We start from the raw sequence: 18,218 nt of genomic DNA, 5'->3' as shown, positions 1-18,218 counted from the left end.
AAAACGGTACGGGCGGCCCGAAGACCGCCCGCTAACGTCAATGACTTCTTACTTTTAGCCGGTTTTCAGGCCCGCAGCGCGGTGTTGTCGGTGTCGAACGGGCTTTCCGGCACGACGCTGGCATTGTAGAGGCTGCCGAGAATCTTGATCTTGAGCCTGGTGCCGGTCTCCGCATAACCCGGCTTGACCATCGCAAGCGCCAGCGACTTGCCGATACGCCAGCCGTAGGCGCCGTTGGTGGCGCGGCCGATCAACTCGCCATCTTCGTTGTAGATCGCCTCCGACCCGCGGGCGTCGACATCATTGGCGCCTTCGATGACCAGCGTGCAGAAATTCCACTTCAGTCCCTTTTCCTTGTAGGAAAGCAGGCCCTGCTTGCCGAGAAACTCCTTGTCGGTCTTGATGAACCGGTCGAGGCCGGATTCGTAGGCGTTGTACTCGATCGACATTTCACGCGGGATGAGCCGGTAGGATTTCTCTACCGACATCGAGAGCATGGCTCGGATGCCGAAAGGCTTGATGCCGAATTCGGCACCGGCTTCCATCAGCTTGTCGAAGATGTAGTTCTGCATCTCGATCGGATGATGCAGTTCCCAGCCAAGTTCGCCGACGAAATTGACGCGAAGCGCATGGGCGGAGGCCATGCCGACGGAAATCTCCTTGCCGGAAAGCCAGGGGAAATCCTTGTTGTCGAGGCTGGTGCGGGTGAGCTTCTTCAGGACCTGGCGGGACTTCGGGCCGGCCAGAACCAGCACGCCGAGCTTCTGGGTGATCTGGGTCAGTTTGACCGAGCCATCTGTCGGCGCGAGCTTACGCAAGTAGTCCTGGTCATGCGCCTCATAGGCGCCCGCCGACACGAGATAGAAACGATCCGGCGCCCATTCGTAGACGGTGAATTCGGAGCGCACGCCACCCTGTTTTGTCAGAAGGTGGCAGAGCGCGATGCGGCCGCGCTTCTTCGGGATCGCATTGGCAAAGATCGAGTCGAGGAAAGCGCGCGCTCCCGGGCCGGACACTTCCATCTTGGCGAAGGCCGACATGTCGAGCACGCCGACATTCTCGTGGACATTTTTGACCTCGTTGCCCACGTGGTCGAAATAGTTCGAGCGGCGGAAGGACCATTTTTCGACGATCCGGCCATCTTCCAGCGCCGGCGCATGATTGTGGGCGGTCAGCACGTCGACGCCGACACCGAGTTCTTCCGCGGGTACTTCGTAACCTTCCGGTGCGAACCAGTTGGCGCGTTCCCAACCGTAGACGGAGCCGAACACGGCACCCATCTTCTTCAGCCGGTCATAGACCGGCGTCGTCTTCAAGGGACGCGCGGCGGAACGCTCTTCGTCAGGATAATGCATCGTAAAAACATTGGCATAGGCCTCTTCGTTCTTCTCAATGAGATAGCCTTCCGTTGCGTAAGGACCGAAGCGGCGCGGATCGACGCCCATCATGTCGACGGTCGGCTCGCCGTCGACGATCCATTCCGCCAACTGCCAGCCGGCACCGCCAGCGGCGGTGATGCCGAAGGAATGGCCTTCGTTCAGCCAGAAATTCTTGAGGCCCGGCGCGGGACCGACGATCGGCGAGCCGTCCGGCGTATAGGCGATCGCGCCGTTATAGACCTTCTTGATGCCGACTTCGCCGAAGGCCGGGACACGCACGATCGCGGTCTCGATATAGGGCATCAGCCGGTCGAGTTCCTCGTTGAAGAGCTCGTATTCGCTCTCGTCGGACGGACCGTCGACGTAACAGACGGGTGCTCCGACTTCGTAGGGCCCGAGCAGCAGGCCGCCATTCTCCTCGCGCATGTACCAGGAGGAGTCCGATTCGCGCAGGACCCCCATTTCCGGCAGGCCCTTGGCCTTGCGTTCCTGGATCGCCGGATGCGGCTCGGTGACGATGTACTGGTGCTCGACCGGGATGACCGGAATGTTGATGCCGACCATCTCTCCGGTCTTGCGGGCGAAATTGCCGGTACAGGAAATGATGTGCTCGGCGGTGATCTCGCCCTTGTCGGTCGTCACCTTCCAGAGCCCGTCCGGCTGTTGTTCGATGGCGGTGACGGTCGTGTTGCGATAGATCGTGGCGCCGAGGTCGCGCGCACCCTTGGCAAGCGCCTGGGTGAGGTCGGCCGGCTGAATATAGCCGTCGTCCGGGTGCTGGATGGCGCCGAGAATGCCATCCGTCTCGCAGAGCGGCCAGATCTCCTTCACCTGTTCCGCCGTCAGGATATTGACCTTGACGCCGATCGTCTCGGCGATCCCGGCATAATACATGTACTCTTCCCAGCGGTCCTTGGTGCGGGCGAGACGGATGTTCGAGACTTTCGAGAAACCGACATTCATGCCGGTTTCTTCCTGCAGTTCCTGATAGAAACGCACCGAATATTTATGCAGCTGGCCGACCGAATAGGACAGGTTGAAAAGCGGCAGAAGACCCGCCGCATGCCAGGTCGAACCGGAGGTCAATTCCTTGCGTTCGATCAGGACGGCGTCACTCCAGCCCTTTTTCGCCAGATGATAAAGCGTCGAAACACCGACCACGCCGCCGCCGATCACTACCGCCCGTGCATGTGTCTTCATGGAAAGAACCCCTCTTCGGCCTCGTGTGGCCTTTTCGCAAACTGCAGGGACTATGCAATTCCGACAGGCGGGCCAAACGCCTGATTACGACATGCCAAGAGCCAGCCCGCGACGACCATCAGAATGGCCGGGGGCTCGAGCGGAGGGACGGTCATGCGCCCCCTCTCGCATCGTTCTCCTCCTGCGGGATTGGCCTGCCCCGATGAAAGATGATTTCCTGCTGCGGGAACGGGATGTCGATGCCCTCCTCCTTGAACCGCCGGAGGATGGCGATCCTCAGATTGTTTCGGATTCTCAAGCCCTCGCCCATGTCGGCCAGATGGAACCTCAGTTCGAAATTGAGCGAGGATGGACCGAAGCTCAGGAACTCCACGTGCGGTTCCGGATTGCGCAGCACTTCCGGCACCTGATCGACCAGTTCCAGAAGGATATCCATCACCTTCTGCGGATCGGTGTGGTGGCTCACCGCGACCGGCACTTCGGAACGCCCGATCTTGTTGCGATGTGTCCAGTTGCCGACCGGCGAATTGATGAGGTCGGAATTCGGGACGATGATCGACTGCTTGCGGAACGTCTCGATCTCTGTGGCGCGCACCGAAATGCGCTTGACGATACCTTCCGTCGCCCCGGTCACCACATGGTCGCCCACCTTGAACGGCCGTTCGACGAGCAGGATCAGACCGGACACGAAGTTCGAGACGATATTCTGAAGACCGAAACCGATACCGACCGACAGGGCGGACGCAACAAGCGCGAAGCTCGAGAGATCGATCCCCGCGGCCGAGACGCCGACGATCACCGCAAGCCCGATGCCGAGGTAGCCGATACCGGTCTTGACCGAGTTGCGGACGCCGAGATCCACCTGGCTGCGCGCCAGCACATTGCCGTCGATCCACTTCTGCACCCAGCGCGTGACGACGAAACCGAGGCCGAAGAGCAGAATGCCGCCGAGAATGCCGACGATCGAGATCGAGATGTTGCCGATCCGGATCTGCGTGAAGAAACTGTAGATCCAGGCTTCGATATCGGCGATCTGGAAGCCCCAGGTCAGCAGAATGAGGGGGATGCCGAGGATCAGCGCAAAGGCATAGATGCCCAGTCCCGCCACGAGTCCTGCCTGGTCGAGGGACACCTCGCCGAAATTGAAGCGCTCGGCGAGCCGGCGGCCCACCGCCGTATCCGTGAACGACCCCTGTTTCGAAACCGCCCTGCCCGACAGGAGCCCGATATAGATCAGCACGATCACCGCACCGGTCAGCACGATCTGGGTCGAAGCAAAACGGGCAAGCCCAACATATCCCGTCAGCACAGACAGGATCAGGAGCAGGCCCGTGATACGAAGGAACAGCGGAAAGAAGCGCGGCCACCGATGTCCCGGCCCATCGGGATCCTCGCCCTCGATAAGCCGCGGCTGAACGAAGGAGATGGCGATCAGGATCAGGCCGATGATGACGGAGGCGAGCAGGCTCTTGACGATGGTCAGGACCAGCGGCGAATTGAGCGCCTCGCTGATCGCACCGAGCAGATAGTCGAGCCCGTTGACGATCGCCATGGCAAGCACGGCAAGCGTCAGCAGGCGGGCACCGCGATTGGTGATGCGCACGAGCCGCCACTCCGGTTCGCCCGGCGCCAATACGCCATAGGTGAGCTTCCAGACGAAATTGACGAACCAGACGAAGCCGAAGAAGGTCACCACGATCGGCGTGATATCCGTCCGCAGCACGTTGAAGCCGTCGAGGAACAGGAAGGAAGCAACCAGGAAGGCCGCCAGCGACACGGTCTGGATGACCGTCGACCAGAACGCTACCGACAGACGCCGGATGTAGGAAGGATGCTCACGGTCGGTCCGCCGGATGAAGCGCCCGAACAGCCGGTACCCTCCGGACAGGAAGAGCATGGCCGCGCCGAATGACAGCGCCAGAGCGCCCAGCAGCTGCAGCTTCTTGAATTTCCAGACGAAACTGATCCAGCCGCTGAAGGTGGAGCCGAAATTCCTGACTTCGGCGACGAACGCCTTGCCGGCATCGGCGAACAATTCGCCCGACAGCTCGGTGTGGCGGAACAGCGTCTGGGTAAACAGCGTGCGGCGGAGATTGGTGATCGTGTTGGCGACCTGGTTCGCGCTGTTGGAAAGCTGGCCGGCGTCGTCGACGATCAGATTGAGCTCGGAGCGCTCGTTCAGCAGCCGGTTGCGCTCTTCGACGACTGCGGGCGCTTCCGGAGGCTGGCCGGCTGCCGGCGGTTCGCCGAGGCTCTTGAGCCGGGCCTGAATCTGCTCGACTCGGGTGCGCATGGAATCCGAGGCGGAGCGCATTTCGCCGACGATCGTTTCCGCCTGCACCCTCAGTTCCGCAAGACGCGCATCGTCATCGGCGTCGCTTTGGATCCGGTTGCGGAAGCTGTCGAGCTGCTGACGGATCGTGTCGATCTTACCCTTCATGTCCGAATTGATCGAATCGAGGGTGACGTCGGGTGGCACCTGCTCCTGGCGCTGCCCCTGCGCCTGCTGTTGCGTCTGGGCGAACACAGGCGACGGCGAGCCCAGTTGGACGGCGGCGATCATGAGTGCTGCTAAGAGCACGCGGGTTATCCGCCGAATGGTTGAAGGGCCGGTCGTGGAAAGTTCTGTCAAATGTCTGCTCTTTTGTCTTTCGATCGGATTCGTCGGCGAAAATAGAGTGACTTCTGGGCGAAGAAAAGGAATGCTGGACTCCAGGTTCCGGGAATTGTTCCAATTGCTGGAACCTGGACCATTTCTTCGCGTTTCCCCGTCCCAACAATCATTGAGGGTAAGTCATGGAACAGGCAGGTATCGGCTGGATCGCAGCCATCATCATCGGCGGCATTGCCGGCTGGCTCGCCGAAAAGTTCATGAAAAGCGATATGGGCTTGATCATGAACATCATTCTGGGCATTGTCGGCGCCATCATCGCCAATGCCATTCTCGGCGTCTTCGGCGTCGCGCTCGGCGGCTGGATCGGCTACCTGATCGCCGGTTTCATCGGTGCATGCATCCTGATCGCCGTCGCACGCATGTTCCGCAGATAATTACCTCAAGATCAGAAACCGGCGCCGGGCTTGGAAAGATATTCGAGTTCGGCGGCGGTCGATTCCCGGCCGAGCAGTACATTGCGATGCGGGAAGCGGCCAAATTCGCGAATCACCGCACGGTGACGTTCCGCATAATCCAGATAATCCGCATCACCCCAGCAACGCGAAGAGTTCAACAGACCGATCCTGATCGGCAAGAGTCTCCGAATGTTCGAAGGGAAGATAGAAGAAGCCGCGCTGCTCGGGCAGGACAGCCATATCCGCACCAGCTTCGATCGCCAGCCTGGCCTCGCGCAAAGCCAGCCAATCCGTTGCAAAGGCAAGCGGAGTGCCGCGATAGAGGTTGCGGGAAAGCTGGTCGAGCACGATCACCGCCGCGAGCCGACTTTCAGGCGAGGTCCGCCACGCGTCGATCTCGCCGCGCGCAAGCGAAAGATGAGTAGCCGCGAAATGACGGCGCATCGCCTCGTCGAGCGCCTCGTTCTTCTCGAACCAATCCTTGCGGGTCAGCTCCTTGAACCAGAAGGTAAAAACTTCCTCGGGGCTTTTTATGTCAGCCTGCGCCATGGCATATCTCCCTAGTCGAGACGGAGTGCGGAGATATCCTTGCCGGTCATCCGGGCAAGGGCTTCGACGACCATGTTATGATCCTCGCGCTGCGGCAGGCCCGACACCGTCACCGCGCCAATGCAGCCGACACCGGCGACCTTGATCGGAAAACTGCCGCCATGCGGCGCGTGGTCCGCTAAGGAAATACCATATCGGCTTTCCACCGTATCGCCCTGGAGCTCGAGCTTCCGCCCGATGGCGTAGCTCGACTGGAAAAAGCGCAACACCAGATTGCGCTTGCGGCGTACCCAGTTTTCGTTGTCTGCGGTCGTGCCCGGCAATGCCGTATAGAAGGCCGGCATCGAATGCAGCTGCACGTCGATGACGACGCTCAGGCCCCGCTCGACGGCCATATGGCGAAGCAGCGATCCGAGGTCCCAGGCAGTGGTCAGGTCGAACCGGTCGAAGACCAGCGCCTTCTCCTGTTCCGCGATCTTCGCCATGTCTTCTTCGATCGTCATGCGTTCCCCTCCGGATTGCGATGGCGGGATTGATGACGACAAATCCGGCGAAAGTAAAGTTACTCGGCGGCAACGAGTTCCCGGACGGGGAAGAAGGCGGCAAGCTCGCCGACGGCAAAGCCTATCCGTTGCTGCAGGGACTCCGAGACGATCCGATAGTCGGTGAAATCGCGATCAGACGCGTAGACGGCCGTCGGCAATGTATGGGCCATGAAGAAGCCGAAGAGCGGTCGGAGCTGATGTTCGACCATCAGCGCGTGCCGGTCGCCGCCGCCGGTTGCGGTGATCAGGATCGGCTTGGCACGCAGTTGTTCCGGATCGATCAGATCGATGAAATGTTTGAACAGGCCGGGATAGCTGCCCTTGTAGGTCGGCGAACCGACGATCAGGAAATCGGCCTCCACCACATCGGCGAGCACCTTGGCGGCTGCTTCGTCGAGATCGCCCTGGCGTTGAGCCTGACCGAGAGACGGCCCGACATCGGTGAGGTCGTGAAGCCGGATATCGAATCCATAACGTTCGGCCGCGACGGAGGCGATGTGCTCGACCAGCGCAAAAGTCTTGGATGGGCGGTTATAGCTACCCGCAAGACCGACGAGTTTCAGGGCCATGGAAATTCCTCTCTGCGCAATGACTTTCTCCAGATTAGCGTGGGTACCGCAGCATGAAAGCAAGGAACCTGCTGCAGATACCCCGTCAGGAAAAAATCATGCTCAAGGAATGCCCGATCACGCGATGCGGGCCGTCGGCGGCGCAGTGCGGGCGATCCGGGATGTGATCTCTTCGGCAAGCGCCTTCGCCTGGACACGGATATCCGGCACCGCCGTGATCTCCCAGAACTGGCCGGCGGTCAGCGCTCCGGCTGCAAACAAGCCCGGCTGCGGCCGGCCATCGGGATCGAGAACGCGAGACTGCCCATCGACGGAAATGCCAAGTCCGAGTCCGTCCATGGAGATCATCTGCCGATTGCGCATCTCGGTCAACAGCGGCGAATGGCCGATGCCGGCACGCTCCATCCCCGTGCAGTTGACGATCCAGTCCGCATGGAAGGAGACAATGTCCGGCGTGCCGCGTTGCCTGAACTGGACACGCGCACCCTCGCCATCCCTGTCGATCGAGCGGAGGAAGCCTGCATGCACGGTCACCGTGCCATCCTTCAGAAGCGCGTCGAAGCGTGCGAACACCTCCGGCGCGATACGATGGCGGTGGACATTCCACCAGGCGAGCGCGTGCCGAAGGAAACGGGAACGCTGATCGGCACTGAGGCTCTGCCACAAAGCCTGGGTCTGCGGCCTCAGGCCATCGACGACGCCCCGCCAGTCGGCGCCGTTCTCCACCTGCCGGCGCAAAGCGTGAAGCAGCGCGCTGATCTCCCGAGTATCGGGCAGGTCCGGCGTGACCGGGGCGGCGCGCCGTGTCGGATGCGGATGCGGCACCAGGCCGCGCCGCGACAGGACACGGATGCGGCCGCGATGGCCCTGTGCGCGAAGCGACAGAACCTGGTCGATCATCGTCAGGCCTGAGCCGAAGATACAAAGTTCATCGGTGCGGCCGACGCGCGACAGCCAGCCAAGCCGCCAGGGATTGTCGATGGTTCGCGCACCGACGGCCGAATCGATGCGATCCTTCGGCAGAGGCAGATCGGCGTTGCCGACGCCGAGCGCAAGGATAACGGTACGGGCGCGCAGTTCTCCCCCATTGTCGAGATGGAAGACGAGCCCGTCCTGTTCGCAGTGGACGCAGGCGGTTGCTTTGGCCCGGATGAAATCCACATGCGCCCGCCGCTCGCGGGGCCTCAGCAACGAGGCCAGCGTGTCGCGCAGGTAAAGGCCGTAGTCGCCGCGAGAGGCGAAATCCTCGGGAAAGGCCGCCTTGCCCTGGCGGCGCAGCCATTCGACGAAATCGTCCGGGCGATCCGGAAATACGCTCATCCGCGCCGCCGGCACATTGAGGCGGTGCAGGTAAAATTCGGTACGGTAGGCGGTGCCCCGCCCGAAGCCGGGATCATCACCGACCACGGCGATCGACGCGGAGGCCGGCAGGAAGCGCAGGAGGTTGATGGTAAGCGCGATTGCGGAAAAACCGGAACCGACGACGGCGACATCATAAGTCATCAAGCACACTCCTCGTCCTTGGTTGCGTTGGGCGAAAGGCTGTCTTGGGTGCCGCAGGAGGCGGTTTTGGATCCGCTTCCGTGGCCGCTTCAATGTCTACCAACTTAATAGAGATTGACGAAGAGTAAAGGCGCTTTTGCTCTCGATCAGTTGCACGCCTGTTCAGGCCGCGGCAATGTCGGGGTTTGAGCGCTTGGATTGGTATTGCTCGGCGTCCCCGGCGGCTGGCAGTGATCTTCCTGATCGACGGTACCGGTTGTGCTGTTGGTCGTCGTTGGATCGGTAACGCCGGGAAGCGTCGTGACCGTCGAGGCGCCGGAATTGGCATCGGGTGTGGTGGTTGCCGTGCGGGGCAAGGCGGGAGGGCCGGATGTCTGGGCCAGGACCGGTGCGGCAAGCGACAGCGAGAGCGCGGAAAACGCGATGAGCCTCTTCAGCATCTGAAAATTCCTCCGGTTGATCGGAGGAGATAACCGGGAGCCATGGCACTTGGTTCCGGCGGGCCGTCTTCGGCCCGGCACGTTCAGTCAGCCCGGCAACATCTCGTGGATCGAGGACAGCAGCAGGTCGTGCTGATAGGGTTTCGGCAGGAACACCGTGTTGGCCGGTAGAAGCATCGGATCGAGGCTGACAACGCCCGACGTGATGATGATGCCGATGCTCGGGCGGATGGCCCGGATACGCTGAGCAAGCTGGATGCCGTCCATGGAGCCGGCCATGTTGACGTCGGTGAAGACAATGTCGATATCCTCACGGTTGCGGAACAGCACCATCGCCTCGTCGGCATTGCCGGCTTCCAATACGTGATGTCCGACCTCTTCCAGCGCATCGAGCGTGGTAAAGCGGATCAGCGGTTCATCCTCGACGACAAGCACAACGGCCTTCTGCGCCATCAACGTCTCCTTCATCCTTTGGACGCTTGCCCCCACAGCTTCCCAGGCGAAAGATCTTCGCGCCGTGGCAGGTTGGGGACCCGCTCCGCCGTGAGGCCATATAGGAGGCAGGTGAGTCGCGGCAAGTGGAGGTAGAGCCAGTGAAAAGCTGCTGCTCGGATCCTGTGCCTTCTCCCCGGGCGAAATCCGCTTCGATAGCGGACGATGCCGTTTGACAAAACGCAAAATGCGCTTGCCAAGCGCCTGGAAATATCCTGTACCAGACCGCATAAAAAGATGACTAGAAGATCAGCATACCCTCATACCCTCAATCTCCCCCCGTTTCAGGTTCACGCTTCATGATGGAACTCTTCACCGCAGGCGGCTTTGCGGCGCTTCTCGAGGTCATTGCCATCAACCTCGTTCTTTCCGGCGACAATGCCATTGTCATCGGCCTTGCTGCCGCCGGTCTTCCAGCCGCACTCCGCAAAAAAGCGATCATCTTCGGCATTTCCGCCGCCACCGTGCTGCGCCTCGCGTTTGCGGTCGTCGCCACCTATCTTCTGGCGATCAAGGGGCTCCAGCTTGCGGGCGGCCTGCTGCTCGGCTGGGTCTGCTGGAAGATGTGGAGCGAACTGCGCGAAGGCCATAGCGACGACGCACATGCCGCCGCAGAAGCGAAGGAAAGGGCCGCCAACAAGACCTTTTTCCAGGCCGCCACCCAGATCGTCATCGCCGACGTCTCCATGTCGCTCGACAATGTGCTCGCCGTCGCCGGTGCCGCCAAGGAACATTCCATAGTACTGATTCTCGGCCTGATCATCTCGATCGCACTGATGGGCGTCGCGGCCAACTTCGTCGCCAAGCTCCTGTCCCGCTTCCGCTGGATCGCCTATGTCGGCCTGGCCGTCATCGTCTATGTGGCCCTCGACATGGTCTACCAGGGCTCGATTGAAGTCCTGCCGCTCATCCAGGGCGTTTGAGGCTCCTTCACGCACGAACCCTGGCGGTGTTCGCGGCGCGATCCGCAATGCAACCGGCAAGCGGCGGCTCGATCCGCGGCTCGCGCGGGAGAGGCCAAAGAGGCCGTCGGCGCGTGACAGTGCGTTGATTTGAAACAGGAAAGTTATCCTTTCCTCACCAAGTCTTTGACATTTGGGATGTTCCCATTGATCATGTTCCTCGAGCAAAGCTACGTGGCCTTCAGCCGGCATGACGCCGGTCAGGGGCTCGCGGACCCCCTACTCGCAAGAGTTGGTGAGCCCCGTCCTAGTCAATGAGAACGATCTTGAGCCATAGCCACGACGATCATCACCACACTCATGACGATGACCATGACGGTCATTCCAACGTCGATTGGCGCGAGCACGGCGTGAAAGTCATTCCCGGCAATTCGCTCGATCCCAACACCGCCCAAACCCCCGGCATGAACCGCGCGACCGCGATCAACAACGCGCGCGCGGGCGCCGAGAAGATCTGGGCCGGCACGGTGACGATCCATGCCAACGCCAAGACCGGCGCGCATCACCACGGCGATCTCGAAAGCATCATCTACGTGCTGAAGGGAAAAGCGCGGATGCGCTGGGGCGACAATCTGGAATTCGTCGCGGAGGCCGGCCCCGGCGATTTCATCTACGTGCCGCCCTATGTGCCGCACCAGGAGATCAATGCCAGTCCGGACGAAACGCTGGAATGCGTGCTTTGTCGCTCCGGCCAGGACCCGGTCGTCGTCAATCTCGACATCGAACCCGTCGAGAAGCCGGAAGAAGTCCTGTGGAAGGACCCGATCCACAAATAGAGTCGGCGTCTTCATGGTCTCATGCAGGCAGATCGGCAAAAGCGCCGATTTCGGCCCCCAATGCCGTGACCGGCGCAAATGCCGCCGCAATCTGCCTTTACGCTCCCGGCCTACTGGAGATTGACCGCCTCGAACCTCTCCTTTAGAAGGCGGCATTCCGTTCCGAAGCAAAGACTTCGGGATTTTTAACGCTCCGGAGCTGATGCGGATGGCGCTGTTTCCGCAGGACAAGCGGACGAGAAACGGACGTGAACAGGAAAGCCACCTGTCGCGCTGGCCGGTCTTTGCCGCCGCCCTGCTGATCGCCGCCTTGTTCGGCCTGCTGTCGAGTGTCGTCAAGGACGTCCAATTCCCCCGCGGCATTCTTTCGGCCGACAGGACCAGCGACACTCCACACCTGACCAAGCGCGAACCCTTGCGCGCACTGGCCGCCATGGACCGCAAGGACGGAACGGGCGCCCATTGGCACACAGGCGGCGGTGCGCTGGAAGCACGCGCCATCGAGCTCAGTTTCCCGATTTTCGTCCCGGCCTTCGCCTCGAAGCCGTCTTCCCATCCGGCAGCCTCCCCGTTCTGGCATGGTTCGCTGCCGCGCGCGCCGCCGGCCGGTGCCTGAGATATCGCGCGCCAAGCGTTTGAACGACATCAGCATTCTGCCCTAACCGCTCGACAGAGCGTGGCTCGGGCTCAGCAGGATTAAACATATGAGAAATTCCCCATGGTTGGTGGCGAGTTATGCCGTCATCATCATTCTCGGTATTCTGGTCGCGCTACCGAACGTGATTCCACAGTCGGCGCTCGACCGCATGCCGTCGTGGCTTCCGCATAGCCGCGTGGCACTCGGCCTCGACCTGCGCGGCGGCTCGCATCTCGTGCTTGAAGTGGACCGTCCCGACCTGATCAACGAACGTGTCCAGAGCCTGCTGCAGGACGCCCGCCGCGTGCTGCGCGACAAGAACATCAACACTTCGGCGATCCGCCGGTCCGGCGATACGATCACCGTTGCGGTGCGCGATGCGGCCCAGCGCGATGCTGCCGTGACGGAACTCCAGACGCTCGCCAACCCGATCGGCCTCGGCACGAGCGTCGGTGGCAGCGATCTTGCGATCACCACGCCGACCGACAACACGATCTCGATCGCCCAGACGGAAGCCGGCATCAACTCGCACATCACCGCGGCTGTCGAGCAGAGCCTTGAAATCATCCGCCAGCGCGTCGACCAGGTCGGCGTCGCCGAGCCGACCATCCAGCGGGTCGGTTCGGACCGCGTCCTCGTGCAGCTTCCGGGCGAGCAGGATCCGTCCCGTCTTCGCCAGCTCCTCGGCTCGACCGCCAAGATGAGTTTCCATCTGCTCGGCCAGCAGGGCGAGGCCGGCGTCACCATGCTCGCCGACGAGCGCGGCAACCAGTATCCGGTCCTCGACCGCGTCGAGCTTTCCGGCGATCGTCTGACGGACGCCCGCGCCGCCTTCGACCAGCAGACCAACGAACCCGTCGTCAACTTCCGCTTCGACAGCGCCGGCGCCAACCGTTTTGCGCAGATCACCCAGCAGAATGTCGGCCGTCCCTTCGCGATCGTGCTCGACAACAAGGTTCTCAGCGCTCCGGTTATCCGCACGCCGATCACCGGTGGTTCGGGCCAGATCTCCGGCGGCTTCTCGGTTTCGGAAGCCAACACGCTGTCTGCGCTGCTGCGCGCCGGTGCCCTGCCCGCCAAGCTGACCGTCATCGAGGAACGCACCGTCGGCGCCGACCTCGGCGCCGATGCCATCGAAATGGGCATTTTCACCGGCATTATCGGTTTCGGCCTGGTCGTCGCCTTCATGCTGTTTCTCTACGGCACCTGGGGCATCCTCGCGAACGTCGCGCTGTTCATCAACGTCATCCTGACCTTCGCCGGCCTGACGCTGATCGGCTCGACGCTGACCTTGCCCGGCATCGCCGGCGTCGTGCTCGGCATCGGCCTTGCGGTGGACGCCAACGTCCTCATCAACGAGCGCATCAAGGAAGAGACCCGCAAGGGCCGCAGCGCCTTTGCGGCGATCGACGCGGGCTTCAAGCGCGCCTATTCGACCATCGTCGACAGTAACGTCACCAGCTTGATCGCCACGGTCCTGCTCTTCTGGTTCGGCTCCGGTCCGGTGCGCGGTTTCGCCGTCACCATGGGCCTCGGCATCATGATCTCGATGTTCACGGCCGTCTCCGTCGTTCGCGTCGCAATGGTCTTCATCACCGCCCGCAGGAAGCTGAAGAAGATCGACATCAGGCCGCTGCTGCCGATCAAGCTCGTTCCGGACGGCACCCATATCCACTTCATGAAGGGCCGCTTCCTCGGCATCGGCGTCTCGGTCATCCTGTCGATCGCCTCTGTCGTGCTGTTCTTCACGCCGGGCCTCAATTACGGCGTCGACTTCCGCGGCGGCATCCAGATGGAAGTCACCACCACGCAACCGACCGACCTTGCAGCCTTCCGCTCCGGCCTCGGAGAGCTCGGCCTGGGCGAAGTGGCGCTCCAGGAATTCGGCGGCAACAACCGCGTGCTTGTCCGCGTCGAGCGCCAGCCCGGCGGCGAGCAGGCCCAGACGGAAGCCGTCGAGAAGCTGAAGGCGGAGATCACCAAGATCGACCAGACCGCCAAGGTGGAACGCACCGAAGTCGTCGGCCCGAAGGTCAGCGGCGAGCTCGCCACCGCCGGCTTCCTGTCGGTCGGTCTCGCCTCCCTCGCCATGATGATCTACATCTGGGCGCGGTTCGAGTGGCCATTCGCCGTCGGCGCGATCGCGACGCTCGTCCTCGACGTGACGAAGACGATCGGCTTCTTCGCGCTGACCGGTCTCGACTTCAACCTGACGGCTATCGCGGCGTTGCTGACGCTGGTCGGTTATTCCGTCAACGACAAGGTCGTGGTCTACGACCGCATGCGTGAAAACATGCGGCTCTACAAGAAGATGTCGTTGCGCGACGTGATCGACCTGTCGATCAACGAAACGCTTGCCCGAAGCCTCTATACCTCGGCAACCGCCTTCCTGGCCCTGCTGCCGATGGCGATCTGGGGTGGCAGTGCTGTGGAAAGCTTCGCGGTGCCGATGGTCTTCGGTATCGCAGTCGCAGCACTTTCGTCGGTCTTCATCGCGGCGCCGATCCTGCTCTTCCTTGGCGACTGGCGCACCCGCCACAAGGCGCAGGCCGAAGCAGCCGGCGAAAAGGCCGTCGGCGACGGCGAGCGTTCAAGCCAGGCCTGAGCCTGCTGACATGAAACAGAAAGGGCGGATTTTCATCCGCCCTTTTTCATTTGGCTCGGCTATAGCTTCATCATGTTCGATTTCGCTGCCTATGCAGGGCTGTTCTCCGCCGCCTTCATCGCCGCCACGATCTTTCCGATGCAGTCGGAAGCGATCCTGGTCGGGCTTATCCTGGTCGACCGGTATTCGCTCATCGCCCTGCTGATGGTTGCTTCGGTCGGCAACACGGCGGGCGCTGCGGTCAACTGGCTGCTCGGGCGCGGTGTCGAGCGGTTTCGCGACAGCCGCTGGTTTCCGGTCAGCGAGGACAAGCTGGAAAAGGCACAGGCCTGGTATCGAAAATACGGAAAATGGTCGCTGTTGCTAAGCTGGCTGCCGATCGGCGGTGACGCCATCACGGTCGCGGCCGGAGTGCTCAAGGAACCGTTGCCGACCTTCCTGATCCTGGTGTTCATCGGCAAGGCGCTGCGCTACGTGGTGCTCGCTGCGGCGACACTCAGCGTGATCTGATCAGCGCCCCTGCCCTTCGTTGCCGAAATCAGCAAGCGTCTTCCAGAAATCGCCGAAGAACTGATGCGCGAAGGTTTCGAGCGAGGTGCCTGGCGGCTGTTCGTTCCAGAGTTCTCCGCCGGCCCGCAAGGCGCCTATCACGACAGCCGCGAGCAGGCGCACGCGCAGCCGCTCCTCGTCGCTTCTGCTTCTTGCCTTCAGCGCTTCCGTGAGTTTCAGCTCGAGTTTGGCATATTTGAGCTGGTCGCGGGCCTTCAGCGTCGGCGTGCGACGGATCAGTTCTCCGAGCGCCATCGCTCTTTCGTCGGCTGCCGAGACGATGGCGCCGACGAGGCCGTGTTGCACGGCCTTGACCGCCGGCTCGTCCGCCGGCCTGGATGCGATCGCCGCCATCAGATGGTCGGCAAAGCCGTCCTGCCAGGCGAACACGACCTCTTCCTTGGACGGGAAATAGTCGAAGAAACTGCGTTTCGAAACCTCGGCGCGTTCGGCAATGTCCTCGATCGTCGTGGCGTCGAAGCCGCGCTCGAGGAACAGGCTCATCGCCGCTTCCTCGATGCGTTCGCGGGTCTGCCGGCGCTTGATTTCCCGCCGGCCTTCCTTGGCGCCGTCAGTCGTCCAGGTCATTGCATCCGATTTTGTTCAGCCGCCCGTTTCGTCGGCATTGTGGACCGCACCGGCCTCTGCCTCGGCACGATATCTGGAACGATCCCGCGTCAGGTCGAGCGGCTTGCGGCGGGAAATCCGGTAGACGGCAGCCGGCGGCAGGTTGCGCACGGTGTGGCCGATATGGATGGCCTTCAGACCCAGCCGGTCGAGGATCGGCCGCGGCACGGGGCAGCGCGGGCCGTAGGTGAACTGATAGAAGGAGCCGCCCGGACGGATATAGGTAAACGCTCCGCCGAGGATCGCGGTGATCTTGCGCGGGGACATGGAGAGCAGCGGCAGGCCGCTGATGACCGCGCCGACCGGTTCGCCTTCGAAAATATCTTCATGGGCGAGCTTTGCCGCGTCCATCTGCAGAACCCGCGCTTCCGGAAACCGCCGCTGCAGGCCGGGTACGAATTCCGGACCGTATTCGATCAGGGTAAGATCGGATTGGGCAACGCCGCGCGCCAAAAGCGCACGGGTGAACACGCCGGTGCCCGGACCGAGTTCGATGACCGGACCGTCGAGGGGAGCGATCTCTTGGGTCATCAGGCGCGCGAGCGAATCCCCCGAAGGCGCCACCGCCGCAACCCGCAACGGATTGCTGATCCACGAACGGAAGAAATGCAAGAAATCGGAGAATGCGGCATCTGCTGTCATGGTCAGAGACTCACCGGTTTGAAAATGCAATCGAGTATTCCGCCGACCTTCACAGCCCGCATGGCAATTCCAAGGCATTGGAACCTCCGCTCGAGAAAATACGCGTATCGGCCGCAGAATTATGCAGTGCAGCGCCTACGCCGTTATATCTAAGAGATATTTGCACCGAGTGCAAGATTTTAGCGAGAATTTTCCGTTACGCCCTCGGTTGGGACGGAACGATTTGAAACCTCCCTATTTTTGGGGAACAACCGACGCTTGTTCCCATTAAACGATTTCCCGGAGAAAATCGATAACATCAGGAGGAGTTTATGAAAAAGCCGGTCACCGAATTGGGCGAACAGAAGACTGAACTCCACCGGGTCATGGGGCCCGGATTGCTGCTGCTGTTCATCGTCGGGGATATTCTCGGGACGGGCGTCTATGCCCTGACCGGCCAGGTGGCCAAGCAGGTCGGAGGGGTGGTCTGGCTGCCCTTTCTGATCGCCTTCGTCGTCGCCCTCCTCACCGCCTTCAGCTATCTCGAACTGGTCACCAAATATCCGCGCGCTGCCGGTGCCGCCCTTTATACCCACAAGGCCTTCGGTATCCACTTCGTCACGTTTCTCGTCGCCTTTGCGGTGATGTCGTCGGGCATTACCTCGGCGGCGACCGCATCGCGCGCCTTCGCCTCCAACTTCGCGACCTCGCTCAGCCTCGATCTCGGCGCCTGGGGCGTACCGCTGATCGCGGTCGGTTTCATCGCTCTGGTTGCCGCCATCAATTTTCGGGGCGTCGGGGAAAGCGTCAAAATGAACGTGCTGCTGACCGTGGTCGAACTGACCGGCCTGCTGATTATCATCGGCATCGGCTTCTGGGCGATCGCCGGTGGCCAGGGCGACGTTTCCCGCGCCTGGACGTTTGCGGCACCCAACAACGGTGGTGTCTTCTGGCCGGTCATTGCGGCCACCACCCTCGCCTTTTTCGCCATGGTCGGCTTCGAGGACTCGGTCAACATGGCCGAGGAATGCAAGGAGCCGAGCCGGATGTTCCCCAAGGTGCTGCTGACCGGCCTGGCGGTAACGGGCCTGATCTATGTCCTGGTGGCGATCTCGGCGATCACGCTGGTACCGGCCAATGAACTTGGTGAGGGAGAAACCCCGCTGCTGAAGGTCGTGCAGGCCGGCGCACCGGGCTTTCCGATCGGCATCTTCGCGGTCATCACCATGTTCGCGGTGGCCAATTCCGCGCTCATCAACATGATGATGGCGAGCCGCCTGATCTACGGCATGAGCCGCGAAGGAGTTCTGCCGCCGGTGCTCGGCAAGGTCCATCCGGGCCGTCGCACGCCCTATATCGCGATCGGTTTCACGTCGCTGCTGGCGGTCGCGCTGATCCTGTTTGCCGGCGGCGTTCCGGCGCTGGGCGGCACCACGGCGCTGCTGCTGCTCTGCGTCTTTGCGATCGTCAACGTCGCGGTGCTGGTGCTGCGCAAGGACACGGTCGAGCACAAGCATTTCCGCACCCCGACCATCCTGCCGGTACTCGGTGCGATCTCCTGTGCCTTCCTCGCCGGTCCCTGGACGGGCCGCGATCCGGTTCAGTATCTGATCGCCGCCTCCCTGCTCGGCCTCGGCGTCGTGCTTTGGCTCGCAACCATCAGCATCATGCGGGCGTCGACCCAGTCTGCCTGAG

The 18,218-nt window shown here is 61.9% G+C and carries 16 protein-coding genes and 1 pseudogene; 7 read left to right on the top strand and 10 right to left on the bottom strand.

The window, feature by feature from the left end; translation table 11 throughout:
- Positions 1-65: 65 nt before the first annotated feature.
- Together GQ59_RS14055 and GQ59_RS14050 are read right to left on the bottom strand one after the other, a co-directional pair.
- A complete protein-coding gene (locus tag GQ59_RS14055; protein WP_037082161.1) occupies positions 66-2,579 on the bottom strand; it encodes a GcvT family protein in 2,514 nt (837 codons plus the stop codon).
- Between the two features lie 151 nt (positions 2,580-2,730).
- Entirely contained in the window at positions 2,731-5,160 is a 2,430-nt protein-coding gene (locus GQ59_RS14050; protein ID WP_244447962.1) for a mechanosensitive ion channel family protein, read from the bottom strand.
- Between the two features lie 215 nt (positions 5,161-5,375).
- Here GQ59_RS14050 and GQ59_RS14045 point away from each other — a divergent pair, with 215 nt between their 5' ends.
- On the top strand, positions 5,376-5,627 hold the full coding sequence (locus tag GQ59_RS14045) for a GlsB/YeaQ/YmgE family stress response membrane protein (protein WP_037082159.1): 252 nt from the start codon (positions 5,376-5,378) through the stop codon (positions 5,625-5,627).
- 11 nt (positions 5,628-5,638) lie between these two features.
- Here the strand turns inward: GQ59_RS14045 and GQ59_RS14040 are convergent.
- The 6 genes and pseudogenes from GQ59_RS14040 to GQ59_RS14015 all read right to left on the bottom strand — a co-directional run bounded on the left by GQ59_RS14040 (position 5,639) and on the right by GQ59_RS14015 (position 9,707).
- A pseudogene (locus tag GQ59_RS14040) lies at positions 5,639-6,197 on the bottom strand (DUF924 family protein).
- An 11-nt stretch (positions 6,198-6,208) separates the two neighbouring features.
- Positions 6,209-6,700, bottom strand: a complete 492-nt coding sequence (locus GQ59_RS14035; RefSeq protein WP_037082157.1) for a heme-degrading domain-containing protein — start codon at positions 6,698-6,700, stop codon at positions 6,209-6,211.
- Positions 6,701-6,759: 59 nt separating this feature from the next.
- The gene (gene msuE / locus GQ59_RS14030; RefSeq protein ID WP_037082155.1) at positions 6,760-7,311 is read right to left on the bottom strand and encodes an FMN reductase; all 552 of its coding nucleotides are present in this window, start codon (positions 7,309-7,311) and stop codon (positions 6,760-6,762) included.
- A gap of 117 nt (positions 7,312-7,428) precedes the next feature.
- On the bottom strand, positions 7,429-8,814 hold the full coding sequence (locus GQ59_RS14025; RefSeq protein ID WP_037082153.1) for an FAD/NAD(P)-binding protein: 1,386 nt from the start codon (positions 8,812-8,814) through the stop codon (positions 7,429-7,431).
- A gap of 146 nt (positions 8,815-8,960) precedes the next feature.
- Positions 8,961-9,254: a hypothetical protein gene (locus GQ59_RS14020; protein WP_037082152.1), complete on the bottom strand. Its 294-nt coding sequence runs from the start codon at positions 9,252-9,254 to the stop codon at positions 8,961-8,963.
- An 87-nt stretch (positions 9,255-9,341) separates the two neighbouring features.
- A complete protein-coding gene (locus GQ59_RS14015; protein ID WP_037082151.1) occupies positions 9,342-9,707 on the bottom strand; it encodes a response regulator in 366 nt (121 codons plus the stop codon).
- Positions 9,708-10,048: 341 nt separating this feature from the next.
- Between GQ59_RS14015 and GQ59_RS14010 the strand changes: the two genes are divergently transcribed.
- From GQ59_RS14010 to GQ59_RS13990, 5 genes are all read left to right on the top strand, one after another.
- Positions 10,049-10,669 carry a YjbE family putative metal transport protein gene (locus tag GQ59_RS14010; protein WP_037082149.1) on the top strand — a complete coding sequence of 207 codons (621 nt, stop codon included), beginning with the start codon at positions 10,049-10,051 and terminating at the stop codon, positions 10,667-10,669.
- 305 nt (positions 10,670-10,974) lie between these two features.
- On the top strand, positions 10,975-11,484 hold the full coding sequence (locus tag GQ59_RS14005; RefSeq protein WP_244447961.1) for a cupin domain-containing protein: 510 nt from the start codon (positions 10,975-10,977) through the stop codon (positions 11,482-11,484).
- Between the two features lie 208 nt (positions 11,485-11,692).
- Positions 11,693-12,100 carry a hypothetical protein gene (locus GQ59_RS14000; RefSeq protein ID WP_037082146.1) on the top strand — a complete coding sequence of 136 codons (408 nt, stop codon included), beginning with the start codon at positions 11,693-11,695 and terminating at the stop codon, positions 12,098-12,100.
- An 88-nt stretch (positions 12,101-12,188) separates the two neighbouring features.
- On the top strand, positions 12,189-14,726 hold the full coding sequence (secD, locus tag GQ59_RS13995; RefSeq protein ID WP_037082145.1) for a protein translocase subunit SecD: 2,538 nt from the start codon (positions 12,189-12,191) through the stop codon (positions 14,724-14,726).
- 72 nt (positions 14,727-14,798) lie between these two features.
- Positions 14,799-15,236, top strand: a complete 438-nt coding sequence (locus tag GQ59_RS13990; RefSeq protein ID WP_037082143.1) for a YqaA family protein — start codon at positions 14,799-14,801, stop codon at positions 15,234-15,236.
- Here the strand turns inward: GQ59_RS13990 and GQ59_RS13985 are convergent, their stop codons facing one another.
- Complete coding sequence (locus GQ59_RS13985) at positions 15,237-15,863, bottom strand: TetR family transcriptional regulator (protein ID WP_037082142.1); 627 nt, start codon at positions 15,861-15,863, stop codon at positions 15,237-15,239.
- A gap of 15 nt (positions 15,864-15,878) precedes the next feature.
- The gene (locus GQ59_RS13980; protein WP_037082445.1) at positions 15,879-16,544 is read right to left on the bottom strand and encodes a class I SAM-dependent methyltransferase; all 666 of its coding nucleotides are present in this window, start codon (positions 16,542-16,544) and stop codon (positions 15,879-15,881) included.
- 311 nt (positions 16,545-16,855) lie between these two features.
- Here GQ59_RS13980 and GQ59_RS13975 point away from each other — a divergent pair, with 311 nt between their 5' ends.
- Positions 16,856-18,217, top strand: a complete 1,362-nt coding sequence (locus GQ59_RS13975; protein ID WP_037082140.1) for an APC family permease — start codon at positions 16,856-16,858, stop codon at positions 18,215-18,217.
- Position 18,218: the final 1 nt, after the last annotated feature.

The organism is Neorhizobium vignae, from assembly GCF_000732195.1.
GTDB classification, from domain to species: Bacteria; Pseudomonadota; Alphaproteobacteria; order Rhizobiales; family Rhizobiaceae; genus Neorhizobium; species Neorhizobium vignae.
The sequence above is the reverse complement of the archived record's forward strand: the minus strand, read 5'-3'. Positions and strand labels throughout refer to the sequence as shown.

What these genes read in the sequence shown, in the direction of transcription:
- GQ59_RS13980 (WP_037082445.1), bottom strand. Translation starts at nt 16,544, where the DNA reads ATGACAGCAGATGCCGCATTCTCCGATTTCTTGCATTTCTTCCGTTCG.
- GQ59_RS14000 (WP_037082146.1), top strand. Translation starts at nt 11,693, where the DNA reads ATGGCGCTGTTTCCGCAGGACAAGCGGACGAGAAACGGACGTGAACAG.
- GQ59_RS14035 (WP_037082157.1), bottom strand. Translation starts at nt 6,700, where the DNA reads ATGACGATCGAAGAAGACATGGCGAAGATCGCGGAACAGGAGAAGGCG.
- GQ59_RS14020 (WP_037082152.1), bottom strand. Translation starts at nt 9,254, where the DNA reads ATGCTGAAGAGGCTCATCGCGTTTTCCGCGCTCTCGCTGTCGCTTGCC.
- GQ59_RS13990 (WP_037082143.1), top strand. Translation starts at nt 14,799, where the DNA reads ATGTTCGATTTCGCTGCCTATGCAGGGCTGTTCTCCGCCGCCTTCATC.
- msuE (WP_037082155.1), bottom strand. Translation starts at nt 7,311, where the DNA reads ATGGCCCTGAAACTCGTCGGTCTTGCGGGTAGCTATAACCGCCCATCC.
- GQ59_RS13985 (WP_037082142.1), bottom strand. Translation starts at nt 15,863, where the DNA reads ATGACCTGGACGACTGACGGCGCCAAGGAAGGCCGGCGGGAAATCAAG.
- GQ59_RS14025 (WP_037082153.1), bottom strand. Translation starts at nt 8,814, where the DNA reads ATGACTTATGATGTCGCCGTCGTCGGTTCCGGTTTTTCCGCAATCGCG.
- GQ59_RS14010 (WP_037082149.1), top strand. Translation starts at nt 10,049, where the DNA reads ATGGAACTCTTCACCGCAGGCGGCTTTGCGGCGCTTCTCGAGGTCATT.
- GQ59_RS14045 (WP_037082159.1), top strand. Translation starts at nt 5,376, where the DNA reads ATGGAACAGGCAGGTATCGGCTGGATCGCAGCCATCATCATCGGCGGC.
- secD (WP_037082145.1), top strand. Translation starts at nt 12,189, where the DNA reads ATGAGAAATTCCCCATGGTTGGTGGCGAGTTATGCCGTCATCATCATT.
- GQ59_RS13975 (WP_037082140.1), top strand. Translation starts at nt 16,856, where the DNA reads ATGAAAAAGCCGGTCACCGAATTGGGCGAACAGAAGACTGAACTCCAC.
- GQ59_RS14015 (WP_037082151.1), bottom strand. Translation starts at nt 9,707, where the DNA reads ATGGCGCAGAAGGCCGTTGTGCTTGTCGTCGAGGATGAACCGCTGATC.
- GQ59_RS14055 (WP_037082161.1), bottom strand. Translation starts at nt 2,579, where the DNA reads ATGAAGACACATGCACGGGCGGTAGTGATCGGCGGCGGCGTGGTCGGT.